15 protein-coding genes are annotated in these 13,711 nt (G+C 72.0%); 6 read left to right on the top strand and 9 right to left on the bottom strand.

All coding sequences use genetic code 11. The features are described from left to right. The first annotated feature begins 299 nt into the window (after window positions 1-299). Window positions 300-680, top strand: a complete 381-nt coding sequence (locus AC1DUQ_RS05925) for a DUF4870 domain-containing protein (RefSeq protein ID WP_477062416.1) — start codon at window positions 300-302, stop codon at window positions 678-680. Between the two features lie 4 nt (window positions 681-684). Here AC1DUQ_RS05925 and hemW read toward each other — a convergent pair whose 3' ends face one another. After that, on the bottom strand, window positions 685-1,899 hold the full coding sequence (gene hemW, locus AC1DUQ_RS05920) for a radical SAM family heme chaperone HemW (RefSeq protein ID WP_477062415.1): 1,215 nt from the start codon (window positions 1,897-1,899) through the stop codon (window positions 685-687). Continuing rightward, entirely contained in the window at window positions 1,896-3,776 is a 1,881-nt protein-coding gene (gene lepA / locus AC1DUQ_RS05915) for a translation elongation factor 4 (protein ID WP_057210804.1), read from the bottom strand. The genes hemW and lepA overlap by 4 nt, the downstream gene beginning before the upstream one ends. Before the next feature lie 110 nt (window positions 3,777-3,886). Between lepA and AC1DUQ_RS05910 the strand changes: the two genes are divergently transcribed. Further along, entirely contained in the window at window positions 3,887-4,588 is a 702-nt protein-coding gene (locus tag AC1DUQ_RS05910) for a maleylpyruvate isomerase family mycothiol-dependent enzyme (RefSeq protein ID WP_477073503.1), read from the top strand. 3 nt (window positions 4,589-4,591) lie between these two features. On the opposite strand, the gene AC1DUQ_RS05905 is transcribed toward AC1DUQ_RS05910, so the two are convergent. From AC1DUQ_RS05905 to AC1DUQ_RS05895, 3 genes are read right to left on the bottom strand one after another with little or no spacing between them, the layout of a single operon-like run. Further along, entirely contained in the window at window positions 4,592-5,431 is an 840-nt protein-coding gene (locus AC1DUQ_RS05905) for a transglutaminase family protein (protein WP_477073502.1), read from the bottom strand. Continuing rightward, on the bottom strand, window positions 5,428-6,357 hold the full coding sequence (locus AC1DUQ_RS05900) for an alpha-E domain-containing protein (RefSeq protein WP_477062412.1): 930 nt from the start codon (window positions 6,355-6,357) through the stop codon (window positions 5,428-5,430). The genes AC1DUQ_RS05905 and AC1DUQ_RS05900 overlap by 4 nt, the downstream gene beginning before the upstream one ends. After that, window positions 6,351-7,940, bottom strand: a complete 1,590-nt coding sequence (locus AC1DUQ_RS05895) for a circularly permuted type 2 ATP-grasp protein (protein ID WP_477062411.1) — start codon at window positions 7,938-7,940, stop codon at window positions 6,351-6,353. Before AC1DUQ_RS05895 ends, AC1DUQ_RS05900 begins: the two co-directional genes overlap by 7 nt. 87 nt (window positions 7,941-8,027) lie before the next feature. Here AC1DUQ_RS05895 and AC1DUQ_RS05890 point away from each other — a divergent pair, with 87 nt between their 5' ends. Both AC1DUQ_RS05890 and rpsT read left to right on the top strand, forming a co-directional pair. Next, a complete protein-coding gene (locus tag AC1DUQ_RS05890) occupies window positions 8,028-8,513 on the top strand; it encodes a type II toxin-antitoxin system PemK/MazF family toxin (RefSeq protein WP_477062410.1) in 486 nt (161 codons plus the stop codon). Between the two features lie 207 nt (window positions 8,514-8,720). Further along, window positions 8,721-8,981 (top strand): 30S ribosomal protein S20, encoded by a 261-nt coding sequence (rpsT, locus tag AC1DUQ_RS05885; RefSeq protein WP_056090174.1) that lies wholly within the window; start codon window positions 8,721-8,723, stop codon window positions 8,979-8,981. Window positions 8,982-9,115: 134 nt separating this feature from the next. On the opposite strand, the gene AC1DUQ_RS05880 is transcribed toward rpsT, so the two are convergent. Beyond that, window positions 9,116-10,438 carry a helix-turn-helix domain-containing protein gene (locus AC1DUQ_RS05880; RefSeq protein ID WP_477062409.1) on the bottom strand — a complete coding sequence of 441 codons (1,323 nt, stop codon included), beginning with the start codon at window positions 10,436-10,438 and terminating at the stop codon, window positions 9,116-9,118. Between the two features lie 92 nt (window positions 10,439-10,530). Then, a complete protein-coding gene (locus tag AC1DUQ_RS05875) occupies window positions 10,531-10,674 on the bottom strand; it encodes a hypothetical protein (protein WP_477062408.1) in 144 nt (47 codons plus the stop codon). A 210-nt stretch (window positions 10,675-10,884) separates the two neighbouring features. Here AC1DUQ_RS05875 and AC1DUQ_RS05870 point away from each other — a divergent pair, with 210 nt between their 5' ends. Further along, on the top strand, window positions 10,885-11,613 hold the full coding sequence (locus AC1DUQ_RS05870; RefSeq protein WP_477062407.1) for an EAL and HDOD domain-containing protein: 729 nt from the start codon (window positions 10,885-10,887) through the stop codon (window positions 11,611-11,613). Between the two features lie 87 nt (window positions 11,614-11,700). Further along, window positions 11,701-12,324 carry an EAL domain-containing protein gene (locus AC1DUQ_RS05865; RefSeq protein ID WP_477062406.1) on the top strand — a complete coding sequence of 208 codons (624 nt, stop codon included), beginning with the start codon at window positions 11,701-11,703 and terminating at the stop codon, window positions 12,322-12,324. A 9-nt stretch (window positions 12,325-12,333) separates the two neighbouring features. Here AC1DUQ_RS05865 and holA read toward each other — a convergent pair whose 3' ends face one another. Then, window positions 12,334-13,353 carry a DNA polymerase III subunit delta gene (holA, locus tag AC1DUQ_RS05860; RefSeq protein ID WP_477062405.1) on the bottom strand — a complete coding sequence of 340 codons (1,020 nt, stop codon included), beginning with the start codon at window positions 13,351-13,353 and terminating at the stop codon, window positions 12,334-12,336. Window positions 13,354-13,372: 19 nt separating this feature from the next. Further along, on the bottom strand, window positions 13,373-13,711 hold a 339-nt coding region (locus AC1DUQ_RS05855; protein WP_477073501.1), incomplete at its 5' end, for a ComEC/Rec2 family competence protein.

The raw sequence follows: 13,711 nt of genomic DNA, 5'->3' as shown, positions 1-13,711 counted from the left end.
GGTGCGGGGTCGGGCACGGGCGGGACCGGCGCCGTCGGCGGCTCGACGGGCTCAGCCGCCTTCGCGGGCTCGTCGTCGCGCGGCGGGGTACCGCCGGGGTTCTCGCTCATGCGTGGCCTCCCTGGTCACAGRGCGATCGTCGCCCAGGCGTCAGCGAACCGGGGCCGGAGGGCGCGTGTCAAGGAAGCGGGCCTTCCGGGCATGTCGGCGAGTCGCCGAACCGCCCGGCGCGGTGCTGCGCCCCTCGGTAGGCTGGCGTGCCGTCACGCCGACGACCCACCCACGAGGAGTGCGCCGCGATGTCGTACGAGCCCTACCAGAGCCCGCCCCCGAGCGGTGCCGACCAGGACCGCACCTGGGCCATGCTCGCGCACCTGGGCGGCATCCTCGCCTACGTCTGGGCCGGCTGGATCCCCGCCCTGGTCATCTGGCTGGTGCATCGCGAGAAAGGCGGCCCCGCGGCGTCGGAGGCCCGGCTGGCGCTCAACTTCCAGCTCACCGTCCTGATCGGCCTGATCATCTGCGCGGTCGTGCGCGCGATCCCCGTGATCGGCGTCGTCGGCTGGCTGGGCTTCATCGGCCTGAGCATCGCCAGCCTTGTCCTGGGCATCCTCGCGGCGATCACGGTCCAGCGCGGCGGCTCGTACCGGTACCCGTTCAGCCTGGAGCTGGTGCGCTGACGCGTCAGCCCGCGAGCGTGCGCACGACGGCGTCCGCGAGCAGCCGCCCGCGCCGCGTCAGCACCAGCCGCCGTCCGCCGACCGCCTCGCGCCCGTCGACGAGCCCGTCCGCGACGAGCCCCGCCACGGACGGCCGCGCGTCGGCAGGCAGCGCGTCGAGCGGCAGCCCGGCGGCGAGGCGTACCCCCAGCATCAGCCGTTCGAGCACCGCGCCGTCGCCCGTGACGGTCTCGCGCCCGGCCGCCGGGCTCAAGCCGCGGTCCAGGCGGTCGGCGTAGGCACGCGGGTGCTTGACGTTCCACCAGCGCACGCCGCCCACGTGGCTGTGGGCGCCGGGTCCGATCCCCCACCAGTCGTCGCCCCGCCAGTAGCTGAGGTTGTGCCGGCAGGCGTCGGCGGGCGTCCGCGCCCAGTTGCTCACCTCGTACCAGTGCAACCCGGCGGCCTCGAACAGGTCGTCGGCCAGCTCGTACTTCGCCGCCTGGTCGTCGCCGTCGGGCAGCTCGAGCTCGCCCCGGCGCACCTGCACGGCCATCCGCGTGCCCGCCTCGACCACGAGCGCGTACGCGGACACATGGTCGACACCCGTCGCGAGCGCCGCCTCGACGCTGGTGCGCCAGTCGTCGAGCGACTCCCCCGGCGTGCCGTAGATGAGGTCGAGCGACACGGCCAGGCCGGCGTCGCGGGCCCAGCGCACGACGTCCGGGATCCGACGAGGGTCGTGCGTGCGGTCGAGCGTGGCCAGGACGTGCGGTACCGCGGACTGCATCCCGAACGAGACGCGCGTGAACCCCGCGTCGGCCAGCGCCGCGAGCGACTCGGGCGTGACCGAGTCGGGGTTCGCCTCGGTGGTGACCTCGACGTCGTCGGCGAACCCCCACGCGTCGCGGACGCCGCCGAGCATGCGCGCGAGGTCGGGGACGGACAGGACGGTCGGGGTACCGCCGCCGACGAACACCGTGGCGACGGGCCGGCGCGGGAGGATCCGGGACGCGAGCGCGATCTCCGTCAGCGCGGTGTCCGCGTACGCGTGCTGGCTCGCGCCGCCGCCCAGCTCCGTCGCGGTGTACGTGTTGAAGTCGCAGTAGCCGCAGCGCACGGTGCAGAAGGGCACGTGCAGGTAGACGGCGAACGCGCGCTCGTCGGCACCCTCGAACGCCGACGCCGGCAGTGCCCCGTCGTCGGGCGCGACGTCTCCCTCGGGGAGCGCCGGGCTCACTTCTTCTTCGCGTCCTTGCCGCCGGCCGACCCCGCGGGCTCGCTGGACAGCGCGGCGATGAAGGCCTCCTGCGGCACGTCGACCCGGCCGATCGTCTTCATGCGCTTCTTGCCCTCCTTCTGCTTCTCCAGGAGCTTGCGCTTGCGGGTGATGTCGCCGCCGTAGCACTTGGCCAGGACGTCCTTGCGGATGGCCCGGATGGTCTCGCGCGCGATGATCCGGGCGCCGATCGCGGCCTGGATGGGCACCTCGAACTGCTGGCGCGGGATGAGGTCCTTGAGCTTGGCGGTCATCATCACGCCGTACGCGTACGCCTTGTCCTTGTGCACGATCGCGCTGAACGCGTCGACCGTCTCGCCCTGGAGCAGGATGTCGACCTTCACCAGGTCCGCCACCTGGTCGCCGATGCGCTCGTAGTCGAGGCTCGCGTACCCGCGCGTCTTGGACTTCAGCTGGTCGAAGAAGTCGAACACGATCTCCGCCATGGGCAGGACGTACCTCAGCTCGACGCGCTCCTCGGACAGGTAGTCCATGCCTTGCAGCTCGCCGCGCTTGGTCTGGCAGAGCTCCATGATCGCGCCGATGAACTCGCTCGGGGACAGGATCGTCGCCTTGACCATCGGCTCGTTGACGTCGCCGATCTTGCCCGCGGGGAACTCGCTCGGGTTGGTCACCGTGACCACGGTCTTGTCCTCGAGGGTGACCTCGTAGACGACGTTCGGCGCGGTCGAGATGAGGTCCAGGTCGAACTCGCGCTCGAGCCGCTCACGCACGATCTCGAGGTGCAGCAGGCCGAGGAAGCCCACGCGGAACCCGAACCCGAGCGCCACCGACGTCTCCGGCTCGTAGTTCAGGGCCGCGTCGTTCAGCTTCAGCTTGTCGAGGGCGTCCCGGAGGATCGGGTAGTCCGTGCCGTCGATCGGATAGAGGCCGGAGAACACCATCGGCTTCGGGTCGGAGTACCCGCCGAGGGCGTGCGCCGCCGGCTTGCTCGCGTTGGTGACGGTGTCGCCCACCTTGGACTGGCGCACGTCCTTCACGCCGGTGATCAGGTAGCCCACCTCGCCGACCCCGAGGCCCTTCGTCGGCACGGGCTCCGGGGAGATGACGCCGATCTCGAGCAGCTCGTGCGTCGCGCGCGTCGACATCATGACGATCTTCTCGCGCGGGTTGAGGTTGCCGTCGATGACGCGGACGTACGTGACGACACCGCGGTACGTGTCATACACCGAGTCGAAGATCATCGCGCGGGCCGGGGCGTCGGCGTCGCCGGTGGGCGGCGGGACCAGCTCGACGATGCGGTCCAGCAGCTCGACCACCCCTGCACCCGTCTTGCCGGACACCCGCAGGCAGTCCTCGGGCTCGCCGCCGATGAGCTTGGCCAGCTCCTCCGCGTACTTCTCGGGCTGGGCGGCCGGCAGGTCGATCTTGTTGAGCACCGGGATGATCGTCAGGTCGTTCTCGAGCGCCAGGTACAGGTTGGCCAGCGTCTGGGCCTCGATGCCCTGCGCGGCGTCGACCAGCAGCACGGCACCCTCGCAGGCGGCCAGCGACCGGGACACCTCGTAGGTGAAGTCGACGTGSCCGGGGGTGTCGATCATGTTGAGCGCGAAGGCCTTGTCGTCCACGCCCCACGGCATGCGCACGGCCTGCGACTTGATGGTGATGCCGCGCTCGCGCTCGATGTCCATGCGGTCCAGGTACTGCGCGCGCATGGCCCGCGAGTCGACGACGCCCGTGAGCTGCAGCATGCGGTCGGCCAGCGTSGACTTGCCGTGGTCGATGTGCGCGATGATGCAGAAGTTGCGCAGCAGCTCGGGCGCCGTCGCCGCGGGGTGGATGCGCGACGCGAGGGCTGCACTCGGGATCGGGGACAAGCGGACTGCTCCTGGCGCTGGAGTCGGTGGCGCGCGCGGTGGCGCCTTCCCGACGGACGGTGACCGGTGCCAGCCTGTCGGCTGTCGGTGGTCGGTCCCAYCATGGTCCCATGACGTCGACCCGGAACTCTCCCGACCTRCTCTCGGTGCTCGGCGGCTTGCAGGACGACTTCCTCGCGACGATCCCTCTCGTCGACCCCACCACCCGCGTCCCGTGGTGCGGCCGATGGCGGGTCAAGGACCTCGTGATCCACCTCGCCCGCATCCATCACCGGGCGGCCGGCCAGGCACGCCGTCGGCAGGAGACACCGCTGGGCCGCGGCCCGTTCGTGCTCGAGGAGCTCTACGCCACGTGCGCCACCGAGCTGCGCGAGACGCTGGCCGGGCTCGGCCCGGACGCCGAGTCCTGGACGCTGCTCGGCAACGGACCGGCGTCGTTCTGGCACCGCCGCCAGACCCACGAGACCCTGGTCCACCTGTGGGACCTGCGCACCGCGGGCGGGCTCGACCTGACGGTGGACGCAGGTCTCTGGGCGGACACCGTGGACGAGGTCGTCACCGTGATGCAGCCGCGTCAGGAGCGCATGGGCCGGATGGAGCCGCTCGTCGCACCGATCGAGCTCGTCGCGGACGACGCCGGGCGTACGTGGCTGCTCGGGGGGACCACGACCCCGGCCGCCACCGTGACCGGCCCCGCCGATGCCCTCGCGCTGCTGCTGTGGGGACGTGCGACACCCGACCACCCGCGCCTCACGGTCGACGGCGACGCCGACGCGCTGGACGACGCGCTCGGCCGCCGGATGACGCCCTGACCGTCAGGCCTCGCGCGTGATCTGCACCTGGACCTCGGCGTCCTGCGTCCCCGCGCCTGCGTAGATCCCCCGCAGTGGCGGCACGTCGTCGTAGGAGCGGCCGCGCGCGAGCACCACGTGGTGGTCACCCGCGATCACCCGGTTGGTCACGTCGTAGGCGAACCACTCGCCCACCCACCACTCCACCCAGGCGTGCGAGTCGCCGAGCACCGTCGAGCCCACCGGCGCACCGGAGTCGGGGTGCAGGTACCCCGACACGTACCGCGCGGGGATCCCGATGGACCGCAACGCGCCGGTGACCAGGTGCGCGATGTCCTGGCACACGCCCGCTCGGGCGACCCACGCCTCCGACGCCGGGGTGTGCACCGTGGTGACGCCGGGGATGTACTCCATCTCGTCGCGCAGGGCCGCGGACACCGCCAGCGCCGCCTCGGCCGGCTCGAGCCCGGCGGCCGCGCGCTGCGCGATCTCGATCACGTCCTCGGGCGGCGCGGTCGTCGGGGTGTCCGAGAGGAACTCCGCCAGCCGGTCGCGCAGCTCGCCCCCGCGCAGGGTGTCCCAGCCGGCCGGGCTGCGCAGCGGACCCCGCTCGGCCACCTCGACCAGGTGCTCCGCGGTGATCACCAYCGACTCGTGGGGGGTGAGCACCTCGAAGGCGGTGACCGCGGTCCCCCAGTAGTCGCGGTACTCGGACCACCCGGTGTGCGGCTGCACGTCGAGCTTCGTCTCGAGGACCGTCTGCCCCTGCTGGGAGAACGGCGTCATCCGCGCCTCGTTGTACGACGCCAGCACCGCGCTGGTGTACCGGAACGTCGACGTGTGCACGACCCGCAACCGGCTCACAGTGCTTCTCCCACCCAGTTGGTCGAGGACGCGCTCGGGAAGTACCGGCCGCGGATCGCGTCGGACGCCGCCGAGCAGGCTCGTTGCACGCGTTCCATCTCCTTGGGCAGAGCGTCCAGCACCTCGATCAGCGGCCGGTACTCGAGGTTCGTGCGCACGTGGCCGATGTGGCGCCGTGCGTCGTCGACCGCGGCCCGGTCGGAGGCACCCTCGAGGTTGGCCAGGCACGCCTCCGCCTGGTTCAGCGCGAACACGATGGACCGCGGGAACAGCCGGTCGGTCAGGAGGAACCCGGCGGCGCGCTCGTCGGAGGCCGCCCCGCGGTACATCCGCAGGAACGCCTCGTGCGCGCCGCAGGACCGCAGCAGGGTGGTCCAGCTCGGGCCGGCGGAGCCGGCGAGCGCTCGGGTGGTCAGCAGCCGCGCGGTCATGTCCGCCCGCTCGATCGAGCGCCCCAGCACCATGAAGTTCCAGGTGTCGTCGCGCGACGTCGCGGAGTCCATGATCCCGGCAACGATGGCCGCCCGCTCCCGCACCCAGGTGAAGTAGTCGTGCGGACGCGCCGGCCGCATGTGCGACGGCAGCTGGTTCCAGGTCGCGTTGAGGCACTCCCAGAGCTCGGTCGAGATGATCTCGCGGGCACGCCGGGCGTTCTCGCGCGCCGACACCAGGGACCCGGCGATCGACGACGGCGCGAACCGGTCGTACGCGAGCATGTCGAGCACGTACTCACGGCCGACCTCGACGTGCGCGGGCGGTGGCTCCCGGTCCATCACGGACAGCAGCGACCGGCAGGCCAGGTCCTCCTCCGCCCAGGGGTCCTCGAGCAGGATCTGCACGTGCACGTCGAGCAGGCGGGCGGTGTCGTCCGCGCGCTCGACATAGCGTCCGATCCAGAACAGCGACTCCGCGATCCGGCTCAGCACGAGGCACCTCCTGCGGTGGACGTCCGGCCCTGCTGCTGCTGCATCACCTGGGCGCGCACGTCGTTGGGGTTGGAGTCGATCGGGACCGCCGCGTCCTGCGCCACGGACTGCGGGAGGTCGGTCTCGCGGCGCACAGCCCGGCGAGGCACCGCACCGCCGAGCACCCAGGTGTCCTTGGACCCGCCACCTTGCGACGAGTTGACCACGAGCTCGCCCTCCGGGAGGGCGACCCGGGTGAGTCCGCCGGGGAGCACGAAGACCGACTCGCCGTCGTTCACCGCGAACGGGCGCAGGTCCGTGTGCCGCGGTCGCAGCCCGTCCTCGACGAGGGTCGGCACGGTCGACAGCTGGACTACCGGCTGCGCGATCCACCCCCGGGGGTCGTTCCGGAGCCGGATCTTGAGCGCAGCAAGCTCGGCAGCGGAGGCCCGCGGCCCGACGACCAGGCCCTTGCCGCCCGAGCCGTCCACCGGCTTCACCACGAGCTCGTCGAGCCGGTCCAGCACCTCCTCGAGCGCGTCCGGCTCCTCGAGCCGCCACGTGTCCACATTGCGCAGGATGGGCTGCTCGCTCAGGTAGTACCGGATGAGGTCGGGGACGTAGGTGTAGACGAGCTTGTCGTCCGCCACGCCGTTGCCGACGGCGTTCGCGATCGTCACGGTGCCGTTGCGGGCGCACGTCATCAGGCCCGGGCTGCCGAGGTAGGAGTCGTTGCGGAAGACGACCGGGTCGAGGTAGTCGTCGTCGACGCGCCGGTAGATCACGTCGACCCGGCGCCGGCCCTGGGTGGTCCGCATCCAGACGCGCCCGCCGGAGCAGAACAGGTCGCGGCCCTCCACCAGCTCGACGCCCATCATCCGGGCCAGCAGCGAGTGCTCGTAGTAGGCGCTGTTGAACACGCCCGGCGTCAGCACGACGACCGTCGGCTCGTCGACCCCGGACGGAGCAGCCGCCATGAGGGCCGCGAGGAGCCGGCGCGGATAGTCGGCGACCGGCCGGATCCGCAGGGCCGCGAACAGCTCGGGGAACGTCTGCGCCATCGCGCGCCGGTTGGAGAGCACGTAGCTGACGCCGCTGGGCACCCGGACGTTGTCCTCCAGCACACGCCAGCCGCCGAGGCTGTCCCGCACCAGGTCGATGCCGGACACGTGCACGCGGACACCGTTCGGCGGGTTGATGCCGCGGGCGGCGCGCAGGAAGTTGGTCGACGACACCACGACGCTGCGCGGGATCACGCCGTCCGCGATGGCGCGCTGCGGTCCGTAGACGTCCGCGAGGAAGGCCTCGAGGGCGCGCACCCGCTGGGCCACGCCGGGCGCCACGTGCTCCCACTCGTCACCTGCGAGCACGCGCGGCACGACGTCGAGCGGGAAGGGCCGCTCCTCACCTGCGAAGTCGAAGGTGACACCCTGCGCCAGGTACGAGCGGGCCAACGTCTCGGCCCGCGCACGCAGCTCGCCGGCGCTCAGCTGGGCGAGTGCGCGGTGCAGTCCCTTGTAGGCCGCGCGCGAGCCTCCGCCGTCGGGATCGATCATCTCGTCCCACGCCGGGCCGGTCGGGTAGTCGTCGAACAGGTCCGCCATGATCCGGACAGTAACCGCCCGGTGATAACGCCGCGTTTCGTGGAGGGACGTCGGCGAGCCGACCGAGCCGCCGGGTACCGTCGTCCCGTGACCACGACGTCTGGCTGGACCCGGGTGCGCGGCATCCTGCGCGACGCGGTCGCCGGCCTGAAGCGCACGTCGCGTGCACCGACCACGACGCGGACGCCGCTCCCCGGCGGGCTGGAGTACTCGCCCCGGCTGGACGGCGACGCCGACCCCGGCGAGATCGTGTGGGCGTGGGTCCCGTTCGAGGACGACCCGAGCAAGGGCAAGGACCGCCCGGTGCTGGTCATCGGGCGCGACGGGTCACGGCTCCGGGGCCTGATGCTCACGAGCAAGGACCACTCGCGCGACGCCGCCCTGGAGGCACGGCGAGGTCGGGTGTGGATGGACATCGGCTCTGGCGCCTGGGACTCCCAGCGTCGTCCGAGCGAGGTCCGTCTCGACCGCGTCCTCACCCTGGACGCGTCGGCGGTCCGTCGCGAGGGCGCGATCGTGGACCGCGCCCTGTTCGACCGGGTGGCCGCCGAGCTGCGCAGGACCCAGTCCTGACCCGACCGCGACGAGCCCTGTCAGACCCGTCACAGCGTTCAGCCGCGGGGCTCCCGCCTGCTAACATGGTCACTCGCGTGTCCGCCCGGGTCGGCGGGCACAAGCCCAGTTCCTCACCGCGGGTGTCCCCACGCCCTAGTCCCGGAGCTGTGCGCCGCCCTCTAGACCTGTCAGATCGCTTCGGCGAACGCACAAGAGAGTCCACACGTGGCCAACATCAAGTCCCAGATCAAGCGCATCACCACCAACGAGAAGGCGCGCCTGCGCAACAAGGCGGTGAAGTCCGAGCTCAAGACGCACATCCGTCGCGTCCGTGAGGCTGTCGCCGGTGGCAACAAGGAGGCCGCTTCGACGGCCCTCGTCGAGGCGTCGCGCAAGCTCGACAAGGCTGTCTCGAAGGGTGTCATCCACGAGAACCAGGCCGCCAACAAGAAGTCGGCGCTGGCGAAGTCGGTCGGCGCGCTCTGACCGTCCGCTGAGCTGGTCGGGGCTGGTCATCGACCAGCTCTGACCGCCGGCCGGGTGGCATCAGCCGCCGTGAGCAACAGTGAAGGCGTCACCCCCCCTGCGGGGTGACGCCTTCGCTGTTCTCCGACCGTCGATCAGGTCAGCGACCAGGTCTCCCAGGAGCTGAGCGGGATCGTCGGACGGAAGCCTGCCTCACGCAGCGCACGGTCGTACGCCTGCGCGGCCGCCGCACTGTCGCCGTGCATGGCGTACCGGTCGCCCAGGTCACGCCACGCAGACGCGGACTGGCGGGACGCGGACATCATCCCGAGCAGGTCCGCCGCGGACTCGTACGCGCGCGCCGCGCCCACGACGTCACCCCGAGCGTGCAGGGCGTCGCCACGGGAGAGCTGCGCGAACGCGGTCTCCAGACGCGGCGGGTCACCCAGGCGCTCAAGAGCCGCGACCGCGAACCGCTCCGCGGCGTCGATGTCACCGAGCAGCAGGTGCGCACGGGACCGCTCGACGTCGGTGCGCGACAGGTCGAGCTCGGAACCCAGCACTGCGAGGCCGGGAGCAGCGCGCTCGATCTGGTCCAGGGCTCCGCGCGGGTCCACCGGGTCGGAGCGCAGCAGGAGCCACGCGTAGTTGAGCCGGAGCCGGGGCAGGTCACGGTCGGCCTCACCCTCGGACAGCAGGGCGAGCGCACGCTCCGTGTAGCGCTGCGCGAGCTCGTAGTCGCGGCGCTGCTCGGCGACGAGAGCCGCGTTCCAGTAGACGCTGCCGCGCCCCCGGGGCGTGCCCAACGACTCCGCGAGCCGCACCAGCTCGGCCGCCCGGTGGGTGGCGTAGAGGAGGTCACCACGCTCGACGTAGGCCCACAGGACGGTCGAGGCGAGGCGCAGGTGCTCGTCGGTCCCGCTCAGGTCCGCGGCCTCGAGCTCGTCGAGCGTCCGCTCGCCCACCTCGACGCTGCGGTGCAGGTCACCGGCCTCGAGGTACGACGCCACCAGCTCGTTGGCCAGCTTGGCCGACTCCACGTGGTGGGTACGCGCCCGCGAGTCGGCGAGGAGCGGCTCCAGGATGGCCACGGACGACTCGAGGTCACCGAGCACCTCGAAGGCGTGGGCCAACGTGGTCAGCGCCTCGACGCGGACGGCCGGCGACACGATCTCGAGGTCGAGCGACTCCAACCGACGCCTGGCCCCGGGGGCGTCGCCCTGGGTCATGTCGAGCTTGGCGTAGTCGATCTCGAGGCGCGTGCGCGCCTCGTTGGGACCGTCCTCACCGTGCTTCAGGTACTCGAGGGTCGTGCCCAGGCGGGTGGCCAGCACGGCGAGCGCGGAGTCGGTCGGTTCACGATGACCCGCCTCGATCAGAGAGATGTAGCTGGGGGAGAACGCGGACCCCGCGAGCGAGGTCTGGGACAACCCAGCAGCGATCCGGGCCTCGCGTACCCGGTCAGCAATCGTGGTCATGGTCAGTCATTGTATGTGTGACGTCCCCCGGTTGCACCACCCCCCGCGGAGGCGGCGTGTCTGTGCCTCCGCTGTGCACCCGGGGAGGACGGTCAGTTGAGCGTGATCCTGCAGCAGCCGCTGGCGCCTCCCGAGTTCGTCGAGTCGCTGCTGTCGGCGATCGCCGACGTCGGTGCGAGTGCGAATGACCCGATCACCGCGAGGATCACGAGAGCGGTCTTGATCGGTCTGGGCATGAGGGGTGCTCCTTCACTGGAAGACGGTTCGGGTGGTGCCCATGATGACGTGCGGATTGCCGGGTGTCTCCCACTACCCACCGGTCCGGCCCTGAACGGGTGAATGTTCAGGGGTCGAGCAACTCCGCGAGCAGCGGTGGGACGACACCTCAGAAATTCCACCCGCACCTCATCGGTTCACAGCGTAGATCTTGTGGTGTCATAGATCCCATGACACCGGACGAAGCCGACGGGCGGCTCGCGCAACTTGCGGCTGCGGTGGAGGACGCCATCCCTCTTGCCCTCCGGCACGAGTGGGCGCAGCGGATCTCCGCCGAGCCGGTGCTGGTCGCGCGACAGGGGATCTTCTCCGAGCACGGCCGACCGTTCGCCTACCAGCTGTCGTTCCGTTCGCCGGACCAGCACACCGCCGCCGCGATGTCGTGGAGCTCCCACCAGCACGAGCGGGCCACGGCCCACGTCTTCGGTGCCACGTTCGGACGCGCGGACCTCGAGCACGTCGCCAACGGCCGGCTGCTGTTCGTGCGGTGCCCGCGGGCCTACCTGGTGGGAGACCTGCCCATCCCCCGGCGCCCCGACCGCCTGGTGATCGAGGTGAACGACGCCGTCACCGTGGACGCCGCGGTGCTGTCGGGCATCCGGCGGCTGCGCGAAGAAGGCTTCCGCATCGCGGTCCCGTCCTTCGTGAGCAACCCGAACCAGCGGCGCCTGCTCCCCCACGCCGACTTCGTCAAGATCGACGTGCGGGACCTCGACGTCGAGGGTCCGCCGGTGGTTCATCTCGCCCGGTCGTACGGTGCCCTGCTCATCGCCGAGTACGTGGAGAGCCCCGACACCTTGCGGCACGCCCGCGACCTCGGCTTCACCCTGTTCCAGGGGAACCTGCTCGAGCGCGCCGGAGTCCTCGACCGCGCCGGCGCACGCCGCGTGAGCCTTTAGGCCCTTGCGCCGCCCGGTCCGTGACAGCCCGTTGCTCCGGTCGGGTGAATGGCGTCATAGACCGGATGCACGACGCTCTCATCCGGTGTGACCGCGCCCGTCGTCTCCCCCGCCGTCCCGTCTCGGCTGCCGATCGCGCGCCAGCCGATCTGGACCGCGGACGGCCGGCTGTTCGGCAACGAGTTCCTGTACCGGTCCCGTGACGGCCTGCCCGCACAGGTGGACCGGTGGCACTCCGACCGCCAGGACGTGGCCACGGCCTCCGTGCTCGACGTCCTCTTCGGCGACGGACCACCGGCGGCGACCTCGCTCGCCTTCGTGAATGTCACCCGCTCGTTCCTGGTCGACAACCGCCGGCTCCCGGCCCACGCCGGGCGGCTCGTGCTCGAGATCGTCGAGTCCGTGACCGTCGACGACGAGGTGCTGGCGGGCCTGCAGCGGTTGCGCTCACGCGGGTACCGGATCGCGATCGACGACTTCTCGGCCGCGCCGGACCAGGTGGCGATGATGCCGTATGCCGACTTCGTGAAGATCGACTGCCGCGACGTGCACCGCCAGGGGGCCGCGCTCGTGGAGCTCGGGCGGCGCCACGGGGCCCTGCTCGTGGCCGAGCGGGTGTCCGACGCCGCACTCGTCGACGAGTGTCGCGCGTGGGGCTTCGACCTGTTCCAGGGCGACGTGCTGGGCCCGGCGATCACGCTGCGCGACTAGGGCCGACGCTCAGCTCCCGACGGCTCCCGCGACGCGAAGGACGGCTCGCTCGACTGCGAACTGCGGGTCACGCCCCTCGCCCTTGACCTCGGCGTCCGCCTGCGCGACGGCCGAGATGGCGCTCGCCAGACCCTCCGGGGTCCAGCGGCGCAGCTCCGACATCGCGCGGTCGGTCTGCCACGGTGCGAGCCCGAGGTCCCGGACCGCACCCGCCCCGCGACCGCGCACGGCCGCGACCTTGGCCAGCACCCGCAGCTTGGCGGCGAGCGCCGCGACGATGGGCACGGGGTCCACCCCGGTCGCGAGCGCGTGCCGGAGCAACGACACCGCCTGCCCCGTCTGCCCGGCGACCGCTGCGTCAGCGACCCGGAACCCGGTCGCCTCGATGCGCCCGCCGTAGTAGCGCTCGACCACGTCGGGCCCGATCAGGCCGGTGGTGTCCGCGACGAGCTGTGCGCACGACGACGCGAGCTCGCGCAGGTCGCTGCCGACCGCGTCGACCAGAGCACGCACGGCCTGGGCGTCCGCACGACGACCCGCTCGTCGAAGCTCGGCGGTGACGAAGGCGCTCTTGTCGCCGTCGGACTTGATCACGTCGCACGCCACCGTCGGCACTCCCGAGGCGCGGAGCGCGTCCAGCAGCTTCTTGCCGCGCTGGCCGCCGGCGTGGCGCAGGACCAGCACGACGTCGGCGGGGGGCGCGACGAGGTAGCCGGTGACGTCGCTCAGCAGGTCGTCCGTCGCTCGCTCGAGGCCGTCGACCACGACGACCTTGTCCTCGGCGAACAGCGACGGGCTGGACACCACCCCGAGCGTGCCCACCGTGTAGTCGGCGGCGTCGATCCGCGTGACCTCGACCCCGGGGTCGGCGGCGCGGGCGAGGGCGACCACGCGGTCGACCGCACGATCGGCGAGCAGGCCCTCGGCGCCGCTGACCAGGAGGACCGGGGCCAGCTCGAGCGCTTCCCAGGAGACGCCGACCGTGCCGCGGGTGGCGCGGGAGGCGGGTCGACGGGTAGCGGGGGGCACGCGCACAGCCTGCCAGATGTCACCCACGCCCCGACGCGCGGCGGACCACGAGGAGTCGGAGGGCGCACGCGCCCGCCGCGGTCAGGAGGACGACTCCGGCCCAGCCCGGCAGCCACGCGACCTGCGCGCCCGGCGCCGCGGCCGCAGCTCGGGCGACCGCGCCGATCCACCAGCACGCCGCCCCGGCCCCGAGGGACAGGACCTGCGCACCGTCACCCCACCACGGCGCGACGCAGCCGGCGACCAGGCCGAGCACCGTGGCCGGCGCGATGGCCGGCGCCACCAGCACGTTCGCCGGGACGGCGTAGAGCGCGACGGTGGGGGTCAGCAGCAGGATCACCGGCGCGCAGACCAGCTG

The organism is Cellulomonas sp. P4_B5_2 (assembly GCF_056402235.1).
The sequence above is the reverse complement of the archived record's forward strand: the minus strand, read 5'-3'. Positions and strand labels throughout refer to the sequence as shown.

Bases quoted from the DNA above. Each gene is read 5' to 3' on its own strand.
- AC1DUQ_RS05925 (WP_477062416.1), top strand. From the start codon at position 300: ATGTCGTACGAGCCCTACCAGAGCCCGCCCCCGAGCGGTGCCGACCAG.
- AC1DUQ_RS05895 (WP_477062411.1), bottom strand. From the start codon at position 7,940: ATGGCGGACCTGTTCGACGACTACCCGACCGGCCCGGCGTGGGACGAG.
- AC1DUQ_RS05870 (WP_477062407.1), top strand. From the start codon at position 10,885: ATGACACCGGACGAAGCCGACGGGCGGCTCGCGCAACTTGCGGCTGCG.
- AC1DUQ_RS05880 (WP_477062409.1), bottom strand. From the start codon at position 10,438: ATGACCACGATTGCTGACCGGGTACGCGAGGCCCGGATCGCTGCTGGG.
- AC1DUQ_RS05875 (WP_477062408.1), bottom strand. From the start codon at position 10,674: ATGCCCAGACCGATCAAGACCGCTCTCGTGATCCTCGCGGTGATCGGG.